17 protein-coding genes and 2 pseudogenes are annotated in these 16,525 nt (G+C 70.6%); 13 read left to right on the top strand and 6 right to left on the bottom strand.

From position 1 onward, the window contains the following. From GTY47_RS30290 to GTY47_RS30305, 4 genes are all read left to right on the top strand, one after another. Window positions 1-1,230 carry a GTP-binding protein gene (locus GTY47_RS30290; RefSeq protein WP_010044254.1) on the top strand — a complete coding sequence of 410 codons (1,230 nt, stop codon included), beginning with the start codon at window positions 1-3 and terminating at the stop codon, window positions 1,228-1,230. A 4-nt stretch (window positions 1,231-1,234) separates the two neighbouring features. After that, window positions 1,235-1,468, top strand: coding sequence for a 30S ribosomal protein S18 (gene rpsR / locus GTY47_RS30295; RefSeq protein WP_010044256.1), 234 nt, complete (start codon window positions 1,235-1,237; stop codon window positions 1,466-1,468). An 80-nt stretch (window positions 1,469-1,548) separates the two neighbouring features. Then, a complete protein-coding gene (locus GTY47_RS30300) occupies window positions 1,549-1,926 on the top strand; it encodes a hypothetical protein (protein WP_029181478.1) in 378 nt (125 codons plus the stop codon). Between the two features lie 170 nt (window positions 1,927-2,096). Further along, a complete protein-coding gene (locus GTY47_RS30305) occupies window positions 2,097-2,315 on the top strand; it encodes a DUF397 domain-containing protein (RefSeq protein ID WP_050810297.1) in 219 nt (72 codons plus the stop codon). 90 nt (window positions 2,316-2,405) lie between these two features. Here GTY47_RS30305 and GTY47_RS30310 read toward each other — a convergent pair whose 3' ends face one another. Then, entirely contained in the window at window positions 2,406-2,921 is a 516-nt protein-coding gene (locus GTY47_RS30310; protein ID WP_078602919.1) for an ATP-binding protein, read from the bottom strand. A gap of 343 nt (window positions 2,922-3,264) precedes the next feature. Here GTY47_RS30310 and GTY47_RS30315 point away from each other — a divergent pair, with 343 nt between their 5' ends. The 4 genes and pseudogenes from GTY47_RS30315 to GTY47_RS30330 form a co-directional block, all read left to right on the top strand. After that, complete coding sequence (locus GTY47_RS30315; RefSeq protein WP_010044264.1) at window positions 3,265-4,089, top strand: helix-turn-helix transcriptional regulator; 825 nt, start codon at window positions 3,265-3,267, stop codon at window positions 4,087-4,089. A 92-nt stretch (window positions 4,090-4,181) separates the two neighbouring features. After that, on the top strand, window positions 4,182-5,645 hold the full coding sequence (locus GTY47_RS30320) for an aldehyde dehydrogenase family protein (RefSeq protein WP_010044265.1): 1,464 nt from the start codon (window positions 4,182-4,184) through the stop codon (window positions 5,643-5,645). A 505-nt stretch (window positions 5,646-6,150) separates the two neighbouring features. Further along, window positions 6,151-6,531 carry a hypothetical protein gene (locus tag GTY47_RS30325; protein ID WP_037668137.1) on the top strand — a complete coding sequence of 127 codons (381 nt, stop codon included), beginning with the start codon at window positions 6,151-6,153 and terminating at the stop codon, window positions 6,529-6,531. A 135-nt stretch (window positions 6,532-6,666) separates the two neighbouring features. Beyond that, window positions 6,667-6,948, top strand: a pseudogene (locus GTY47_RS30330) (homocysteine S-methyltransferase family protein); the annotation flags it as partial. A 187-nt stretch (window positions 6,949-7,135) separates the two neighbouring features. Here the strand turns inward: GTY47_RS30330 and GTY47_RS30335 are convergent. Continuing rightward, a pseudogene (locus GTY47_RS30335) lies at window positions 7,136-7,396 on the bottom strand (transposase); the annotation flags it as partial. Window positions 7,397-7,557: 161 nt separating this feature from the next. Here GTY47_RS30335 and GTY47_RS30340 point away from each other — a divergent pair. The 4 genes from GTY47_RS30340 to GTY47_RS30355 all read left to right on the top strand — a co-directional run bounded on the left by GTY47_RS30340 (window position 7,558) and on the right by GTY47_RS30355 (window position 10,563). Beyond that, entirely contained in the window at window positions 7,558-8,106 is a 549-nt protein-coding gene (locus GTY47_RS30340) for a DinB family protein (protein WP_010044277.1), read from the top strand. A gap of 24 nt (window positions 8,107-8,130) precedes the next feature. Continuing rightward, window positions 8,131-8,772, top strand: a complete 642-nt coding sequence (locus GTY47_RS30345; protein WP_010044280.1) for a PadR family transcriptional regulator — start codon at window positions 8,131-8,133, stop codon at window positions 8,770-8,772. Window positions 8,773-8,845: 73 nt separating this feature from the next. After that, complete coding sequence (locus GTY47_RS30350; RefSeq protein ID WP_010044281.1) at window positions 8,846-9,805, top strand: daunorubicin resistance protein DrrA family ABC transporter ATP-binding protein; 960 nt, start codon at window positions 8,846-8,848, stop codon at window positions 9,803-9,805. Continuing rightward, entirely contained in the window at window positions 9,802-10,563 is a 762-nt protein-coding gene (locus tag GTY47_RS30355; protein ID WP_010044282.1) for an ABC transporter permease, read from the top strand. The genes GTY47_RS30350 and GTY47_RS30355 overlap by 4 nt, the downstream gene beginning before the upstream one ends. An 11-nt stretch (window positions 10,564-10,574) precedes the next feature. On the opposite strand, the gene GTY47_RS30360 is transcribed toward GTY47_RS30355, so the two are convergent. The 3 genes from GTY47_RS30360 to GTY47_RS30370 are packed head-to-tail and all read right to left on the bottom strand — an operon-like array spanning window position 10,575 to window position 13,714. Further along, window positions 10,575-11,981, bottom strand: a complete 1,407-nt coding sequence (locus GTY47_RS30360) for a glutamate decarboxylase (RefSeq protein ID WP_010044283.1) — start codon at window positions 11,979-11,981, stop codon at window positions 10,575-10,577. A 26-nt stretch (window positions 11,982-12,007) separates the two neighbouring features. Further along, on the bottom strand, window positions 12,008-13,291 hold the full coding sequence (locus GTY47_RS30365; protein WP_040903725.1) for an ion channel protein: 1,284 nt from the start codon (window positions 13,289-13,291) through the stop codon (window positions 12,008-12,010). A gap of 57 nt (window positions 13,292-13,348) precedes the next feature. Next, on the bottom strand, window positions 13,349-13,714 hold the full coding sequence (locus tag GTY47_RS30370; protein WP_010044286.1) for a YbjQ family protein: 366 nt from the start codon (window positions 13,712-13,714) through the stop codon (window positions 13,349-13,351). A gap of 135 nt (window positions 13,715-13,849) precedes the next feature. Between GTY47_RS30370 and GTY47_RS30375 the strand changes: the two genes are divergently transcribed. Next, window positions 13,850-14,719 (top strand): VTT domain-containing protein, encoded by an 870-nt coding sequence (locus GTY47_RS30375; protein ID WP_010044287.1) that lies wholly within the window; start codon window positions 13,850-13,852, stop codon window positions 14,717-14,719. A gap of 52 nt (window positions 14,720-14,771) precedes the next feature. On the opposite strand, the gene GTY47_RS30380 is transcribed toward GTY47_RS30375, so the two are convergent. Beyond that, window positions 14,772-16,469 carry a threonine/serine exporter family protein gene (locus tag GTY47_RS30380; RefSeq protein ID WP_010044288.1) on the bottom strand — a complete coding sequence of 566 codons (1,698 nt, stop codon included), beginning with the start codon at window positions 16,467-16,469 and terminating at the stop codon, window positions 14,772-14,774. Between the last annotated feature and the right edge of the window lie 56 nt (window positions 16,470-16,525).

Raw genomic sequence — 16,525 nt, forward strand, 5'->3', positions numbered from 1 at the left:
GTGGCTGCCCCTCCTGGGCTCTCCGTCGTGATCGTCGGCGGGCTGCACGCCGACGCCCGCAAGGCGGCCGTGGCCCGGCTGCTCGCCGACGTGCCCGGCAGCGTCGCACTCCACCACGACCTGGCGACGGCCGCGGCCGGCACGGTCGTACGGACCGTCCGGGACGCCACCGGCGTCCTGGACGCGGGGGAGGCGCCGCTCGTCAACGACTGTGCCTGCTGCGCCCTGCGGGAGGACCTGGTCCCCGAGCTGGAGCGGCTCGCGGACGCCGGGCGGACGCCCCTGGCCGTCGTCGAGCTGTGGGACTCCGTCGAGCCCAAGGCCATGGCCGAGGTCGTCACCGCCGGCGGGCTCACCGTCACCGGCGTGATCACCGCCGTCGACCCGGCCCTGGTCCTGCCGTACCTCGGCAACGGCGACGACCTGGCCGACGGCGGTCTCGCCGCCGCCGCCACCGACCAGCGGACGGTCGCCGACACCTTCGCCCGCCAGCTGGAGTACGCCCCCGTCCTCGCGATCGCCGAGTCCCCCGAGGCCGACGACGAGGACCGCGAGCTGCTCGCGCAACTGCACCCGACGGCCCGCCAGGTCCCGATCGGCCACGGTGACCTGGCGGGCGCACCCGCGCCCGGCGCCTTCGCGCGGGACACGGCCGACGGTCTGACCGTGCCGCCCCCGCGGCGGCGCCCGCTCCCGCCGCTGGCCGAGGCCGCCCTGGCCGGCTTCGACGTGGAGTCGGCGGCGGCCGCCCAGCACCCGGCCTGCGCCCTGCTTCCGGCCGAGGCCGACGCGCACGGCGTCTCCACCCTGGTCTGGCAGCAGCGCCGCCCCTTCCACCCGGAGCGGCTCTACGCCGCCCTGGAGGACCTGACCTGCGCGGCAGCCCGCAGCCGGGGCCGGTTCTGGCTCGCCGACAAGCCCGACACGCTGTTCCACTGGGACGCGGCGGGCGGGGCCCTGTGCGTGGAGAGCGCGGGTCCGTGGCTCGCCTCCCTGCCGGACGCGGCCTGGGAGATGGTCCCGCCGGTGCGTCGCGCCGCCGCCGCGCTGGACTGGCACCCCGAGCACGGCGACCGCGGCCAGCACCTGGTCTTCACCTCGCCCGGCCTCGACCGGGACGGCCTGGAGCGGCTGCTGGAGTCCTGCCTGCTGACCGACGCCGAGTACGCGGCCGGGCGCGACGCCTGGCAGCGGCTGCCGCACGCCTTCGACACCCTCCTGGAGGTCTGACCCGATGCCCCGCAAGATCGACCGCAAGCCCGTCAAGAACCGCCCCAACCCGCTGGACCAGGCCGGCATCACCTACATCGACTACAAGGACACCGACCTGCTGCGGAAGTTCATCTCCGACCGCGGCAAGATCCGCAGCCGCCGGGTCACCCGCGTGTCGGCCCAGCAGCAGCGGCAGCTGGCCCGGGCGATCAAGAACGCGCGCGAGATGGCGCTGCTGCCCTACGCCAGTCGCTGAGGCGCCGTTCCCCGGCTGCGCAGCCGCTGAGCGCATCCGGCCCGGGTGAGGTTCCCCACGCTTGACGGGTGGGGAACCTCATGCATCTGTCGCGAGGCCGCACGGGGCGCACGCCGGGCGGTCCGTCCGGGCCGGGCGGCCGACCGCCCGTCCGGCGATGGTCCGACCCCGGCACCGGCCCCGAGGACGACGACTCGGTCATCCGCACGGCCCATTTCTCCCCGCCCCCGCATGCCGCGGCCGTCTTCCGTATGGAGGCCGGACGGTCCTGCCCGAGGCCCCGGACCCCACGCCCCAGCTCCTGCTTCTCCGGCCTCGCCACCCCCTCGGTGCCCGTCCCCGCCGCCGAGTGGATGCTCCGCCTCCACGACACCTCCGCCGGACCCGCCTACTTCGGCGCACGCAGCCGGGAACGCGCGGCGGCGGAGGGCCGTCAAACAGGCAAGAGCTTTCGGTAAAGCGGTCGTCAAAGCTGTAACCGGAGGACCACCCCGCGTGCACGTGCATCTGCCCATGCATCTGCACATGAACACAGCTATGATCCGGGTCAGTTGACCACTGCATCAATGGCCACACCAGCCAGTGCACCACCGGGGAGCGACCTGTGGACCACGACGTGTACAACGGTATGGCGGCCGCCGGGCTGCGTGGTGTGGCCTGGCAGAAGAGCCGGCACAGCAACTCGCAGGGCTCGTGCGTGGAGTTCGCCCGGCTGCCGGGCGGTGACGTGGCCGTCCGCAACTCGCGCTTCCCCGACGGCCCCGCACTGGTCTACACCCGTGCGGAGATCGAGGCCATGCTGCTGGGCGTGAAGGACGGCGAGTTCGACCACCTGGTGGGGGGCTGACCCCCGGCATCCCTTCGCGAAACGGGGTAAACGGTACTCAACGCGCCGCGACGCGCGTAGAACCGCGGCGCACGGAAGCGCCGCGGTTTCTCATTCCGCGTGCGGCCCTGAACCGGGCCGCGGCAGCCGGAACAGCGCCCAGACCACCTTGCCGCTGAGCGCGCCCGCGAGCGGGTGCCAGCCCCAGCTGTCGCTGAAGGAGTCGACGAGGAACAGCCCCCGGCCCGACTCGGCCGAGAAGTCGTCGGTCTCCCGGGCGACGGGACTGTCGTGACTGGGATCGCGCACCGCGCACACCAGCCGCTCGGTCCACCGCATCAGGTGCAGTCGTACGGGAGGCTCCTGGCCGGTGGCGCACCGGGTGCTCGCCGGCAGGCCGTGCCGCAGGGCGTTGGTGACGAGTTCCGAGACCACCAGGCAGACGTCGTCGAACCGGTCGCCCATGTCCCACTGGTCGAGGGTTCTGCGAGTGAAGTGCCGTGCTTCGCGCACCGCTTCGTAGCGGGCGGGCAGAGCACAGGAGGCGGCGTCGGACACGGCCGCGGGATCCAGCGGCGGAAGGCCCTGCCTTAACGGCTCGAGCATGGTCGATCCATTCGTCCCCATGCGAGGCACTCCCGGGAATTCGCGGTCGGTGCGATGCGGCGGTGGTGCGGGACCATGGTTTCGGATGCGTACAGCAGATGCAAGGGCAGATGCACGTGCACGTGACCGGAATGAGTCGTCCCGTACCGCTTGTTGGTCAATTTTTCCGTCATCTTCACGGCCCTGTCTGCCCGTTCGCTTGCCTCTTTCTTGAATCCGCGCGCGTGCGTCCCCTGACTCGATTCCGTTTCCGTAACCGGACGAGTACTGCTCGGAGTGTTTTAGTGGCAGACTTCGGCCCCTGAAGACGTTGGGGAGGCTGGCGAACGTGAGCGCGGGAGAGCCGGGATCGGTGGTGCGGCGCATGCTGCTCGGATCACAACTCAGGCGACTGCGTGAGGCTCGGGGCATCACGCGCGAGGCGGCGGGCTACTCGATCCGCGCCTCCGAGTCGAAGATCAGCCGGATGGAGCTGGGCCGGGTGAGCTTCAAGACCAGAGACGTCGAGGACCTGCTCACCCTGTACGGCATCACGGACGAGCAGGAGCGCGCCTCCCTGCTGTCCCTGGCGAAGGAAGCCAACGTGGCGGGCTGGTGGCACAGTTACTCGGACGTGCTGCCCAGCTGGTTCCCCACCTACGTCGGCCTGGAAGGCGCCGCCTCGCTGATCCGGGCGTACGAGGTGCAGTTCGTGCACGGCCTGCTCCAGACCGAGGCGTACGCGCACGCGGTGGTCCGGCGGGGCATGCAGGGCGCGAGCGAGGCCGATGTCGAGCGGCGCGTGGCGCTGCGCCTGGAGCGGCAGAAGTACCTCGTCGACGAGAGGGCGCCCGACTTCCACATCATCCTGGACGAGGCCGCCCTGCGCCGCCCGTACGGCGACCGCGAGGTGATGCGCGGCCAGCTCCAGCACCTCATCGAGATCTCCGAGCGGCCCAATGTGCGGCTCCAGGTCATGCCGTTCAGCCTCGGCGGCCACTCCGGCGAAAGTGGCGCGTTCACGATCCTCAGCTTCCCGGAGTCCGACCTCTCGGACGTCGTCTACCTGGAGCAGCTCACCAGCGCGCTGTACCTGGACAAGCCCGAGGACGTCGCCCAGTACGAGAGGGCGCTCAAGGAGCTCCAGAGCGACAGCCCGGGCCCTTCGGAGAGCCGGGACCTTCTCCGGGGGCTCCTCCAGCTCTCCTGAAGCCTCCAACTCTCGCGAAACGTCAGTACGATGACGTGTGATCAGATCGTGAAGGCGCGATCGAGGGTCTGCCAGGGATCGAGGGGTCACACATGTCGTCGTCCTACTTCACCGACCTTGCACAGCAGTACATCGACGGTGAGTGGCGCCCGGGTACCGGTTCCTGGGACATCATCGACTTCAATCCGTACGACGACGAGAAACTGGCGTCGATCACGATAGCCACGGTCGACGAGGTCGACCAGGCGTACCGGGCGGCCGCCCGTGCCCAGAAGCAGTGGGCCGAGACCAACCCCTACGCCCGCCGTGCCGTGTTCGAGAAGGCCCTGCGGCTCATCGAGGAGCGCGAGGCCGAGATATCCGAGGCGATCATCGCCGAGCTCGGCGGTACGCGTCTGAAGGCCGCCTTCGAACTGCACCTCGCCAAGGAGTTCCTGCGCGAGGCGGTCCAGCTGGCGCTGCGCCCCGAGGGCCGGATCCTCCCCTCGCCGGTGGACGGCAAGGAGAACCGCGTCTACCGCGTGCCCGTCGGTGTCGTGGGCGTGATCAGCCCCTTCAACTTCCCGTTCCTGCTCTCGATCAAGTCCGTCGCTCCGGCGCTCGCGCTCGGCAACGCCGTGGTGCTCAAGCCGCACCAGAACACGCCGGTCGTCGGCGGCTCCCTGGTCGCGAAGATCTTCGAGGACGCGGGGCTGCCCGGCGGCCTGCTGAACGTCGTCATCACCGACATCGCGGAGATCGGTGACGCCTTCATCGAGCACCCGGTCCCCAAGGTCATCTCCTTCACCGGCTCCGACCAGGTCGGCCGGCACGTGGCGACCGTCTGCGCGCGGCAGTTCAAGCGCTCGGTCCTCGAACTGGGCGGAAACAGCGCGCTGGTGGTACTCGACGACGCCGACGTGGACTACGCGGTCGACGCGGCCGTCTTCAGCCGGTACGTCCATCAGGGGCAGGTCTGCATGGCCGCCAACCGCGTCCTGGTCGACCGGTCCGTCGCCGACGAGTTCACCGAGAAGTTCGTCGCCAAGGTGAAGACCCTCAAGGCGGGCGACCCGCGCGACCCGGAGACCGTCATCGGCCCGGTCATCAACTCCTCGCAGGCGGACGCCGTCGCGGGCGTGGTCGAGCAGGCCCTCGCCGAGGGCGCCACGGCCCTGGTGCGCGGCGGGCGGACCGACAACCTCGTCGAGCCGTCCGTCCTGACCGGCCTGCCCGCCGACTCGGCGCTGCTGAGGCAGGAGGTCTTCGGCCCGATCGCCTTCCTCGTCCCGTTCGACGGCGAGGAGGAGGCCGTACGCCTCGTCAACGACACCCCCTACGGCCTGAGCGGTGCCGTGCACACCGGGGACGTCGAGCGGGGCGTCGCCTTCGCCAAGCAGATCGACACGGGCATGTTCCACGTGAACGACGGCACCGTCCACGACGAGCCGATCGTCCCGTTCGGCGGCGAGAAGCACTCGGGCCTCGGCCGGCTCAACGGCGAGACGATGCTGGACTCCTTCACCACGCTGAAGTGGATCTCCGTGCAGCACGGCCGGAGCGGCTTCCCGTTCTGAGGGTGTTCGGGCCATGAGGGCCGACCTTGTCAGTGGTTTGAAGCCGCCTCGCTCCAGGCGACGAGAGCCGCGCCCAACTCGGTCCCGAAGGTGAGCTCCCCCATGGCGGGTGTTCGCGCCCGCCGCAGGAGTGCGCGTAGGACGTCTCCGAACGGCTTGTCAAGGAGCGCCGCCGCCGTCGGGGTTGCAGTCGAGGGCCTGGATACCGGTGTGGCGGTTGGGGCTGTTCAGCGGGTGGTAAGGGTGCGGTCCGGGGAGGTCGACGGGTCGGGCGAGGCAGAACGCGGCCGCGAGCCAGGACCCGGGCCCGGCCCCGCCCGACGCAGCACGGAAACGCCGCACAGTGCCGCGCCGTGCCGTGCCGTCCGACGCCAAGTGGCAGGGTGACACAGGACTTTGACGGAAAGCCAGACATGGCCGCGCCGACTTGATCTCGTCTTGGCCCCGATGAAAGGATTCTTTCATCCTGTATCCCCCCACATTCCCGCAGACAGGAGCTTCTGTCATGAGAACTCTCGGGTTCGCTGGAAAGTCATGCGCCGCCGTCGCTCTGGCCTGCGCGGCCACGCTACTGATGCCGGCCACACCGGCCTCCGCCGAGGACTGGGACCGGAGCTGCTACAAGATCTCGGCCCCCTACAAGGGCATCAGTGAGATCATCGGCGCGGCCAGCAAGACCAGCAGCAAGTGCAGGGACGCCACGATATCCCTGCTGCGCCACCGCTGGTACGGCTGGGAGGAGATGGACTGGACCCCGCTCGAGAGCGGCTCCAAGATCGCGTATTGGAAGTGCACGGGTTCCGGCACCTACACCTACAAGACCGTCGTGGGCGTCGACTCCAACCTCGCCACCTACGAGAGCGCCGAGCGCCGCTTGACCTGCTGAGGACGGACCGGCGGGGCCGGCCCGGGGTGGCCGGCCGCGTTCGTCACCTCACGGGGCCGTACACGGCGCCGTCACCACAGGCCTCCCACATACCGGACATGGCGGGCCGCTCACACCCGCGCTTCGACTGCCGTCGGCGGCATGTCCAACCAGTTGGATTCCGCCGGGCACGACCTGAGCGACGAGCTGTGGCCGACGCGGCTGCTCGCCGAGCGGCCCGAGGCGATCGCCGAGGCGCATCTCGCCTGGTGTGAGGCTGGCGTGCGCGGGCGGCCGAGCAATCGCCGCGAGCGTGGGCATGGTTCGCGAGAGCGCGCACCGGGTCCAGGCAGAGCCCCGCTGTGGGGGGCGGCGCCCGTCGGCCCCTACGGGGCGATGCTCGCCGACGGCTCCGAGTACTGCGGCCGGTACGGCCTGATCTCGGCCTGCGAGCCGCGGTCGCTGTGATGGATCAGCTGGAGTCCTTCTTGATCCGGCGTCATCCACAGCGCTATCTCCGGCGCGTCCAGCGGAACAGGCCACCGCGAGGACCTAGGGGGCTTCTGATGCCCAGTCCCTCCAGAGCCGTGCGCGGTTTCGGGCTGCCCGACAGCAATCCGGATGGGCACTTCCAGGAGCGCGGGATGTACAGCTCTCGGTACACCGCCGCGTGTCCCCGCTCGTCGGCGTAGACGAGGTGGACGGCGACCCGGGAGTTCTCGATCCGCCCGGCCGTTCCGGTGTGCTGGTGCTGGTGCTGGACCCCGACCGTGTCGGCGCCCTTCTTCACGTCGCCGGTCTCGTCGACGACCAGCATCGCTGCCTCGTCATGGAGGTGCTCGACGATGTATTCGCGCACGTCGTCGCGGACGGCGTCGGCATCCCAGACGACGGGCGGGCCGGGCGGTTGGTGCTCGGCCCGCTGTCGGACTGGAGGGCTCTCTCGCTAAGAGCGGCTGTCCTTGCGGACAGAAACTGACCGCAAGGGTGCGTAGCTTCGTCGGTGTCAGGGGGAAGAGGCCCCCGGTCCGACGAAAGGCGGCGGTCATGGTCACTCACGTTCCCGCGGAGGCACACGGCGACGAGCGCGGAGCGCTGCTTTCCTTCATCGAGGAGCAGCGCGGCGGCATCCGGCGGGCGGTGCTGGGGCTGACCGACGAACAGGCGAGCTCCCGTCCCAGCGCCAGTGAGCTGTCGCTCGCCGGACTGCTCAAGCACGTCGTCGAGGTCGAGCAGATGTGGGTCTCCCTCGCCAAGGGCGAGCCACCGGCCGTCGAGCGGGACCAGAGCAACTGGCACGAGTGCTTCCGGCTGGTCGAGGGCGAGACCGTCGCGTCGCAGCTGGCGTACTGGGAGAAGGTCGCCGCCGAGACGGAGGACTTCGTCCGCTCGGTGCCGAGCCTCGACGACACCTTCGCGCTGCCGGCCCAGCCCTGGTTCCCGCCGGACGGCCGGGTCTCCATGCGCTGGCTCTGCCTGCACCTGATCCGCGAGACGGCCCGGCACGCCGGCCACGCCGACATCATCCGTGAGTCGCTGGACGGTGCCACGGCCTTCGAGCTGGTGGCGAAGGAGCAGGGCAGCTCCTGGGGCTGACCTCCCTGGTCCTACGCTGGCCCCATGTCAGCGATCCGTCTCCTCGTGCTCGGCGCGGTCCGTATGCACGGGCGGGCCCACGGCTACCAGGTGCGCAACGACCTGGAGTACTGGGGCGCGCACGAGTGGTCCAACGCCAAGCCCGGCTCGATCTACCACGCCCTGAAGCAGATGGCGAAGCAGGGACTGCTGCACGCGCACGAGATCGCCCCGTCCACGGCCGGCGGCCCGCCGCGCACGGAGTACGAGATCACCGGGCAGGGCACCGAGGAGTACTTCCGGCTGCTGCGCGAGGCGCTCGTCACGTACGACCAGCGGGGGGACGTGAAGACGGCCGCCGTCGGCTTCGTCGTGGACCTGCCGCGGGCGGAGGCGGTCGCGCTGCTGAAGGAGCGCACCCTGCGGATCGAGCAGTGGCGGGCCTCCGTCCTGGAGCACTACGTCCCCGAGGAGGGGCCCGGACAGCTGGGCCACATCGGCGAGATCATGAACATGTGGGTCCACACGGCCGACTCCGAGGCCGAGTGGACCCGCGGTCTCATCGAGCGCATCGAGGGCGGCGCCTACACCTTCGCCGACGAGGGCGACCCGTTCGTCGGTGTCCTGGCCGAGGACGCGGAGAACCCGTACGCGACGGGGGAGCGGCATCCCGGGGACGATCACTAATCAAATTTGACGAATAGAGGAGGTGGGGTTATTTTCGAGCTTGTAGTCAAGTTTGACTAGCGAGGGAGTCCCTGTGGCCGACACGGCGATCACCGTCGAAGGCGCACGCAAGACGTACGGCGGCAAAGAGGGGAAACACGCACTGGACGGGCTCGACCTGCGGGTTGCGCGCGGCACGGTGCACGGGGTGCTCGGCCCGAACGGCGCGGGCAAGACCACCCTGGTGAGGATCCTGTCCACCCTGTTGCGCCCCGACGCGGGCCGGATCGAGGTGGCCGGGCACGACGTGGTGCGCGAGGCGTACGCCGTACGGCTGCGCATCGGTCTGCTCGGCCAGCACGCCGCGCTCGACGAGGAGCTCGGCGGCCGGCAGAACCTGGAACTGTTCGGCCGGCTGCACCACCTGGGCGCGAAGCGGGCACGCGCGCGTGCCGGTGAACTCCTGGAGCGCTTCGACCTGGCCGGCACCGGCCGCAAGGCGGTCCGGCAGTACAGCGGCGGCATGCGGCGCCGGCTCGACCTCGCCGCCTCCCTGATCACCGAACCGGAGGTGCTCTTCCTGGACGAGCCGACCACCGGCCTCGACCCCCGCGGCCGCGCCGAGGTGTGGAACTCCGTCCGCTCCCTGGTCGGCGGCGGTACGACGGTCCTGCTCACCACGCAGTACCTGGAGGAGGCCGACCAGCTCGCCGACCGCATCTCGGTCGTCGACGCAGGCCGCGTCATCGCCGAGGGCACGGCGGACGAGCTGAAGGCGGAGACCGGCGGCGACCGCATCGACGTGGTCCTGCGCGACGCGGGTCAGCTGGGTGCGGCCGTCGCCCTGTTGCCTCTCACCGGGGTCACCGTCGACACCGACCGCCGCCTGCTGAGCGCCCCGGTGACCGACCGCATGGAGGCGCTCTCCCGGGTCGTAGAGGCCCTTCAGGAGGCCGGGATCGAGGCGGAGGACGTCGCGCTGCGCCGTCCGACGCTGGACGAGGTGTTCCTGCACCTCACCGGAGACGACCGCCGAGTGAAGGAGACCGCGTGACCGCCTACGCCCTGACCGACTCCTGGACCATGACCCGCCGGGAACTCGCCCGCTGGGGGCGGCAGCCGGTCCAGCTGGTCGTCAACCTCGTCTTCCCGGTGATGCTGCTGCTCATGTTCGGCTACCTGGTCGGCGGCGGCCGGGGCGTGGGCGGCGAGTACCGCGACTACCTGGTCCCGGGCATGCTCGCGCTCACCATGGCCTTCGGCCTGGAGGGCACGATGATCGCCGTCACGCAGGACCTCGACAAGGGCGTCATCGACCGCTTCCGCTCCATGCCGATGACCAACGGAGCGGTACTGGTGGGCCGTTCGGCCGCCGACATGCTCCAGTCGGCGATGGCCCTGGTGGTGCTCATCGCCGTGGGCGCCGCGCTCGGCTGGCGGGCCCACGGCGGTCCGGCGGCCTTCCTGGGAGCCGTGGGCCTGCTGCTCCTGTTCCGGTTCGCCATGCTGTGGATCGGCATCCACCTGGCGCTGGTGGCCGGGAGGCCGGAGATGGTCCAGGCCGTGCAGATCCTGGTCTGGCCGGTCGGCTTCCTGTCCAACGCCCTGGCCCTCCCCGACACCATGCCCGGCTGGCTCGGCACGGTCGTCGAGTGGAACCCGATGTCCCACACGGCCACGGCCGTACGGGACCTGTTCGGCGCCCCCGGCGCGGAGCCCGGGCACGTGTGGCCGGCGATCATCTGGCCGCTGACCCTGCTGGCGGTGTTCTTCCCACTGGCGGTACGGAGGTTCGGGCGGCTGAGCCGCTGATCCTCCGATCACTAGTGGTGGAAGCTGGTGGCCGCGTCCTTGTCCCGGGTGAAGGGGCGCGGCTGCCGGCGCAGCTCCGGCAGGAGGCGCTCCAGGTCCTCCGTGAGGAGCTCGGCGAGGTCGGCCGAGAAGCCGTTGCGGCACACGACCCGCAGCACGGACAGGTCCTCGCGGTTGGCCGGGAAGGTGTACGCGGGCACCAGCCAGCCGTGCTCCCGCAGCCGCCGCGAGACGTCGAAGACGTCGTACGCCGTCACGTCCGGCGCGGTCGTGAACGCGAACACCGGCAACTGGTCGCCCCGGGTCAGCAACCGGAAGTCGCCCAGTGCCTCGATCCGCGCGGCGAGCCCCGTGGCCACGTCCCGCGCGGCCTGCTGCACGGCCCGGTAGCCCTCCCGGCCCAGCCGCAGGAACGTGTAGTACTGCGCCACGACCTGCGCGCCCGGCCGGGAGAAGTTGAGCGCGAACGTCGGCATGTCGCCGCCCAGGTAGTTCACCCGGAACACCAGCTCCTCCGGCAGCGCCTCGGCGTCCCGCCACAGCGCCCAGCCGACGCCCGGGTAGACGAGCCCGTACTTGTGACCCGAGGTGTTGATCGACGCCACCCTCGGCAGCCGGAAGTCCCACACCAGGTCCTCGTCGAGGAACGGCGCGACCATGGCGCCGGACGCCCCGTCGACATGCACGGGGATGTCGAGCCCCGTCCGCTCCTGCACCGCGTCCAGCGCCGCGCACAGCTCGGCGACCGGCTCGTAGGACCCGTCGAAGGTCGAGCCCAGGATGCCGACGACCCCGATGGTGTTCTCGTCGCACAGCTCGGCCGCGGCCTGCGGGTCCAGGTGGAAGCGCTCGCCCTCCATGGGGACCAGCCGGGCCTCGACCTCCCAGAAGGTGCAGAACTTCTCCCAGCAGACCTGCACGTTCACGCCCATCACCAGATTGGGCCGCGCCCCCGGGTACCGGTCGGCGTTGCGCCGCGCCCAGCGCCGCTTCAGCGCCATCCCGGCGAGCATGCACGCCTCGCTCGACCCGGTCGTCGAACAGCCCACGGCCGCCGCCGGATCGGGCGCGTGCCACAGGTCGGCGAGCATCGCCACGCACCGCCGCTCCAGTTCGGCCGTGCGCGGGTACTCGTCCTTGTCGATCATGTTCTTGTCCCGGCACTCCGCCATCAGCACCCCGGCCTCCGGCTCCATCCAGGTGGTGACGAAGGTGGCGAGGTTCAGCCGCGCGTTGCCGTCGAGCATCAGCTCGTCGCGCACCAGCTGGTGGGCGGTCGCCGGCGCCATGGGCTGCTCCGGGAGCCGGTGCGTGGGCGGGGCCTCGGCCATGTCGCCGACCGGGTTGGCGGGGCCGTAGAAGGGATTGACGGACAGACGGCGTTCGCCGGTCTGGCGGGGGCCTTCGTTGAGCGGCAAGGGAGCCTCCAGGGGGAGTCGGGGTGTCAGCGGACGGGCGTGCCGTCCGGGTGCAGCTGCATCTGCGGCCGGCCCGTCACCAGCAGCCAGGCCGGCAGCGAGGCGACGCACAGCAGGGCGAGGATCTCCGGCGAATCGATCAGCACCGCGGCGACGAACAGGCTGATCCAGCCCTGCCGGGTGATGGCCAGCAGCATCCCGAGCACACCGGCGGACACCCCCACCGACGGATGCACCCCGGACACCAGGGCGTGCGCGCACAGCCCGAGGGCCGTGCCGGCGAACACGGCCGGGAAGATGCGCCCCCCGCGGAACCCGCAGGACGCGGCGACGAGCAGCGCGGCCAGCTTCACCACCGTCATGACGGCGAACTCCCCGGCCGACCAGCCGTCCGGGTCGTGTGCCAGCTCGGCGACCTCGTCGAGCCCCTTGAACAGCGTCAGATGGCCGCCCAGGGCCGCGAGAGCACCCAGTACGGCCCCGCCCGCCGGGAGCATCAGCATCGGGTGCCGCAGCCGGCGGAAGACACCGTGGACGTGCGGGAACGCGCGCACGGCGCACATGCCGAGCAGCGCGCCCGCCGCGGCGACCACGACGGCCGCCAGCAGGTCCGCCCAGCCCGGCCGGCCGAAGGACGGCAGGTCCAGGTCGAAGCTCGGGCGGTCGATCAGTCTGGCGGTCAGGGCACCGGCCGCGGCGGCGGTCAGCGGCGCGAAGAGGTTGTCCCAGAGCAGACCGCGCGTCTCCTGCCGGGACAGCACCTCGGAGATCACCAGGGCGGCCGCCACGGGCGTGCCGAACAGCGCGCCGATCGTCGCCGCCTCCGCCAGGGCCGGCCAGATCCGGCCCGGCGCCCGGGGGATCGCCCGGCTGCCCAGCCAGACCGCCAGGCCGACGTTCACGGCGATGATCGGGTTCTCGGGGCCCAGGCTCGGCCCGCCGGCCAGCGTCAGCGCGGTCGCCAGCAGCAACCCCGGCAGCACCACGGGCGGCAGGACCGGCGCGTCCAGCCCCACGGTCGCCGGATCCGGTCCCGCGTGCCCCGGCACCTTCCACACCACCAGCCCGACGGCGACACCGGTCGCGACGAGCATCGCGAACATCCACGCCACGGAGTACCGGCCGATGCCGAGGGCGTCCGGGACGGTCTTCCACAGCACGCCCTGGAGTTCCTCGGCGGCGACCTCCACCCCCACCAGGAGCAGGCTGGACATGACACCGACGGCCACGGCGGGCAGGACCGACGGCAGCAGCACGCGCGCGGGGGTCGACGGAGTGACGGAAGGTGCCTGCTGCTCGGTGTCGACCACGGGCACACGATAAACGGATCAAACGCCACAAACCGGAAACGCGCGGGCGCGGGGGTCTCACTCCCGGGCCAGGACCACCGCCGTGCCGTACGCGCACACCTCGGTGCCCACGTCCGCCGCCTCCGTCACGTCGAAGCGGAACGCGAGCACGCCGTTGGCTCCACGCGCGCGTGCCTGTTCGACGAGTCGTTCCATGGCCTGGTTGCGGGTCTGCACGAGCGTCTTGGTGAGCCCGCGCAGCTCGCCGCCGACCATCGACTTCAGCCCGGCGCCGATCTGGCTCCCCAGGTGCCGGGAGCGCACGGTCAGTCCGAAGACCTCGCCGAGTACTTCCTGCACGCGGTGGCCGGGTACGTCGTTCGTGGTGACGACAAGGACGTCGGGCCGAGGGCCTTGTCCGCCGCCGTATTCATCGATGCCCATGGTTCACAGCTTTGACCGGGACCGCGCACAGTGCATCCTGAGTACGCCCATGGAACCTGGGCCATGACGGCTGCGTTGATACTTTGAAGCAGTCAGTGCCCAGCCCGTACCCCCAGCAGCAGGAGCCACATCCCCGTGACCACGCTTGCGCTCGGCCCCGAGTGGCTCAGCCCGGACTACCTGATCTCGACGTTCAGCCTGCCGGGCATCCTGCTCATCGTCTTCGCGGAGTCGGGTCTCTTCGCGTTCCTGCCCGGCGACTCCCTGCTGTTCACGGCGGGCCTCTTCGTCGCCGAGGGCACCTACATCACGCAGCCCCTGTGGCTGGTCTGCACGCTCATCGTGATCGCCGCCGTCGCCGGCGACCAAGTGGGCTACATGATCGGCAAGTTCCTGGGCCCGAAGCTCTTCAACAGGCCGAACTCCAAGCTCTTCAAACAGGAGAACCTGGACAAGGCCCACGAATTCATGGAGAAGTACGGCCCCAAGGCGATCGTCCTGGCCCGCTTCGTCCCGATCGTGCGCACCTTCGCCCCCATCGTGGCCGGCGCCGGCCGCATGAAGTACCGCACGTTCGTCACGTACAACGTCATCGGCGGCATCGCCTGGGGCACCGGCGTCACCCTGGCGGGCTACTGGCTCGGTCAGATCGACTTCATCAAGAAGAACGTCGAGTCGATCCTCATCCTGATCGTCCTGCTCTCGGTCGTCCCGATCATCGTCGAGTACCTCCGCGACCGCTCCAAGAAGAAGCGCGCCGCGTCCGAGGCCCCGGCGGCCCAGCCCCATCCCCCCGTCATGGACGACGCGACGACCCAGCTCCGCCGCATCACCCCGGATGACCAGCCCCACCAGCAGCCGCAGCAGCCCCCGTACGGCAGCCCGAACGGTTACAACGACCAGCAGTACTACGGCCAGTACCCCCAGGCCCCGGGCTACGGCCAGCAGCAGCCCTACGGCACCCAGCAGGGCGGGGGCCAGCCCCCGTACAACGGGGGTTACTGACAGACGACTCGCGGCCGCCAACGGACAGGAAGCCCGAGCACAGGCAGAGGCGCTAGAAACCCCTGGTCCGCTTGGCGGCCCGCCGCTTCTCGGCAGACCCGATCCGCATGAATAGCCGCGAGATTTCCGTTCCCAGGTTCACTCCGATCGCGATGGCCATCGCCAGCGCCACGGCCTTCGACAGCCACACCAGCCCCGCGTCGACATTGTTCTGCGAGATCGACAACAGCCCGAAGTACGACGCGGAACCGGGCAGCAGGGGCCCGATGGCCGCCGTCGTGTACGGGAGCGCCGACGCGAACCGGTACCGGGACAGCAACTGCCCGAACAGCCCCACCAGCCCCGCCGCAACCGCCGTCGAGGCAACCGGCGAGAATTCGCCCGTGTAGTGCATCGCGCCGTACACCGACCACGCGACACCGCCGTTCAACGTCACCGCCAGCACGGTGGATCGTTCCTGCTGAAGCAGTATCGCGAAGGCCAGGGACAACAGCATCGACGCGCCGATCTGCAACAGCGGCCGTGGATCGGTACTCAGAGCCGCCTCGGGGGTGAGGCGGGCGCCCAACTGGACGCCGACGTAGAGCATCACCAGCACTCCGACGACGATGCCCACGAAGAAGTACATGACTTCCAGCAGCCGTGCGGACGCCGTGATGTAGTAGCCGGTCAGACCGTCCTGCACGCCCGCCACCAACGCCCGCCCGGGCAGCAGCGCGAACAGCCCACCAGTGATCACCGCGGACGCCTCGACATCCACGTGCGCCAGCGCCAGCGCGATCCCGATCGCGGCCGGAGGCGTCGCGGCGACCGTGAACTGGTAGAACTCCGGCAGCCCGCGCCCCGCGCACAGCCAAGCCAGCCGGTCGCCGAGCATCGCGCCCAGCACGGCCGCGAAGAAGACGATCAGGTCACCACCGACCAGCACCGATGCCGAGCCCGCCAGCAGCCCGCTTGCGGCGGTCAGTACCCAGCCGGGATAGGGGTGCCGGTTGCGGCGGATCTCGGCGAGTCGCCCGTAGGCCTCCTCCAGGGAGATCTGCGCCTCCGGGTCGCTGAGGTCGTCCACCAGCTGGTACACGGCCGCCAGACGCGTGTAGTCGGTGCCCCGGCGGCGTACCGTCCGGGACGCCGTCACGGGGTCGTCGACCAGGGACGGCTGGTGGGAGATCGACAGCAGGGTGAAGGTGACGTTCGGCTCGCAGCGGTCCAGGCCGTAGGACCGGCAGACGGCGAACATCGCCGCCTCCACGTCCTCGGCGCCCTCGCCGCCCGCCAGCAGCAGTTCACCGATACGCAGCGTCAGGTCGAGCACACGCGGAACAGCCGGACCCTCGTCCTCCTCCGCCTTGTGCGCGGGCTCCGGCGCGGGCCGCTCGGCCACCGGCATCCGCAGCATCGTGCGCATCCGGTCCTGCCAGGGCACGTCCTTGGTCAGACTGATCACGGGGATGCCGGTCGGCGGCGTGAAGGCGGGCGGGGCGTTTTTGGCGCTGTAGGTCCTCGGCGGGTTGAACGCCGAACCCTCCGGCTCCGCCGCGGGCGCCTGCGGGACGTCGAGTCCCTTGGGGAAGACGAACTCGGACGTCGTCTCCGACTCCGTACCGGTCGTTCGGGGCACGGCCAGCCCCTCCGGGATCGCGAACTCCGACGTCGTCGACATGTCCCCGTCGACGGCGGCCCCGGGCGGAGGCATGAAGGCGCTCCTCGCCTCGTCCGACTTCGGCTTGCGGTCCTCCGCGTCCGTCACTGCCTGGCGCTCCCTGTACGACACTGCCACGTCACCCTCAGTACCCGTCAGCCTCA

Origin of the sequence: Streptomyces sp. SID5464 (genome assembly GCF_009862985.1) — a bacterium.
Taxonomy (GTDB): domain Bacteria; phylum Actinomycetota; class Actinomycetes; order Streptomycetales; family Streptomycetaceae; genus Streptomyces; species Streptomyces chartreusis_D.

Excerpts from the sequence above, each read along its gene's own strand:
- rpsR (WP_010044256.1), top strand. The coding sequence starts at position 1,235 with ATGCCCCGCAAGATCGACCGCAAGCCCGTCAAGAACCGCCCCAACCCG.
- GTY47_RS30300 (WP_029181478.1), top strand. The coding sequence starts at position 1,549 with ATGCATCTGTCGCGAGGCCGCACGGGGCGCACGCCGGGCGGTCCGTCC.
- GTY47_RS30305 (WP_050810297.1), top strand. The coding sequence starts at position 2,097 with ATGGCGGCCGCCGGGCTGCGTGGTGTGGCCTGGCAGAAGAGCCGGCAC.
- GTY47_RS30310 (WP_078602919.1), bottom strand. The coding sequence starts at position 2,921 with ATGGGGACGAATGGATCGACCATGCTCGAGCCGTTAAGGCAGGGCCTT.
- GTY47_RS30315 (WP_010044264.1), top strand. The coding sequence starts at position 3,265 with ATGCTGCTCGGATCACAACTCAGGCGACTGCGTGAGGCTCGGGGCATC.
- GTY47_RS30320 (WP_010044265.1), top strand. The coding sequence starts at position 4,182 with ATGTCGTCGTCCTACTTCACCGACCTTGCACAGCAGTACATCGACGGT.
- GTY47_RS30325 (WP_037668137.1), top strand. The coding sequence starts at position 6,151 with ATGAGAACTCTCGGGTTCGCTGGAAAGTCATGCGCCGCCGTCGCTCTG.
- GTY47_RS30340 (WP_010044277.1), top strand. The coding sequence starts at position 7,558 with ATGGTCACTCACGTTCCCGCGGAGGCACACGGCGACGAGCGCGGAGCG.
- GTY47_RS30345 (WP_010044280.1), top strand. The coding sequence starts at position 8,131 with ATGTCAGCGATCCGTCTCCTCGTGCTCGGCGCGGTCCGTATGCACGGG.
- GTY47_RS30370 (WP_010044286.1), bottom strand. The coding sequence starts at position 13,714 with ATGGGCATCGATGAATACGGCGGCGGACAAGGCCCTCGGCCCGACGTC.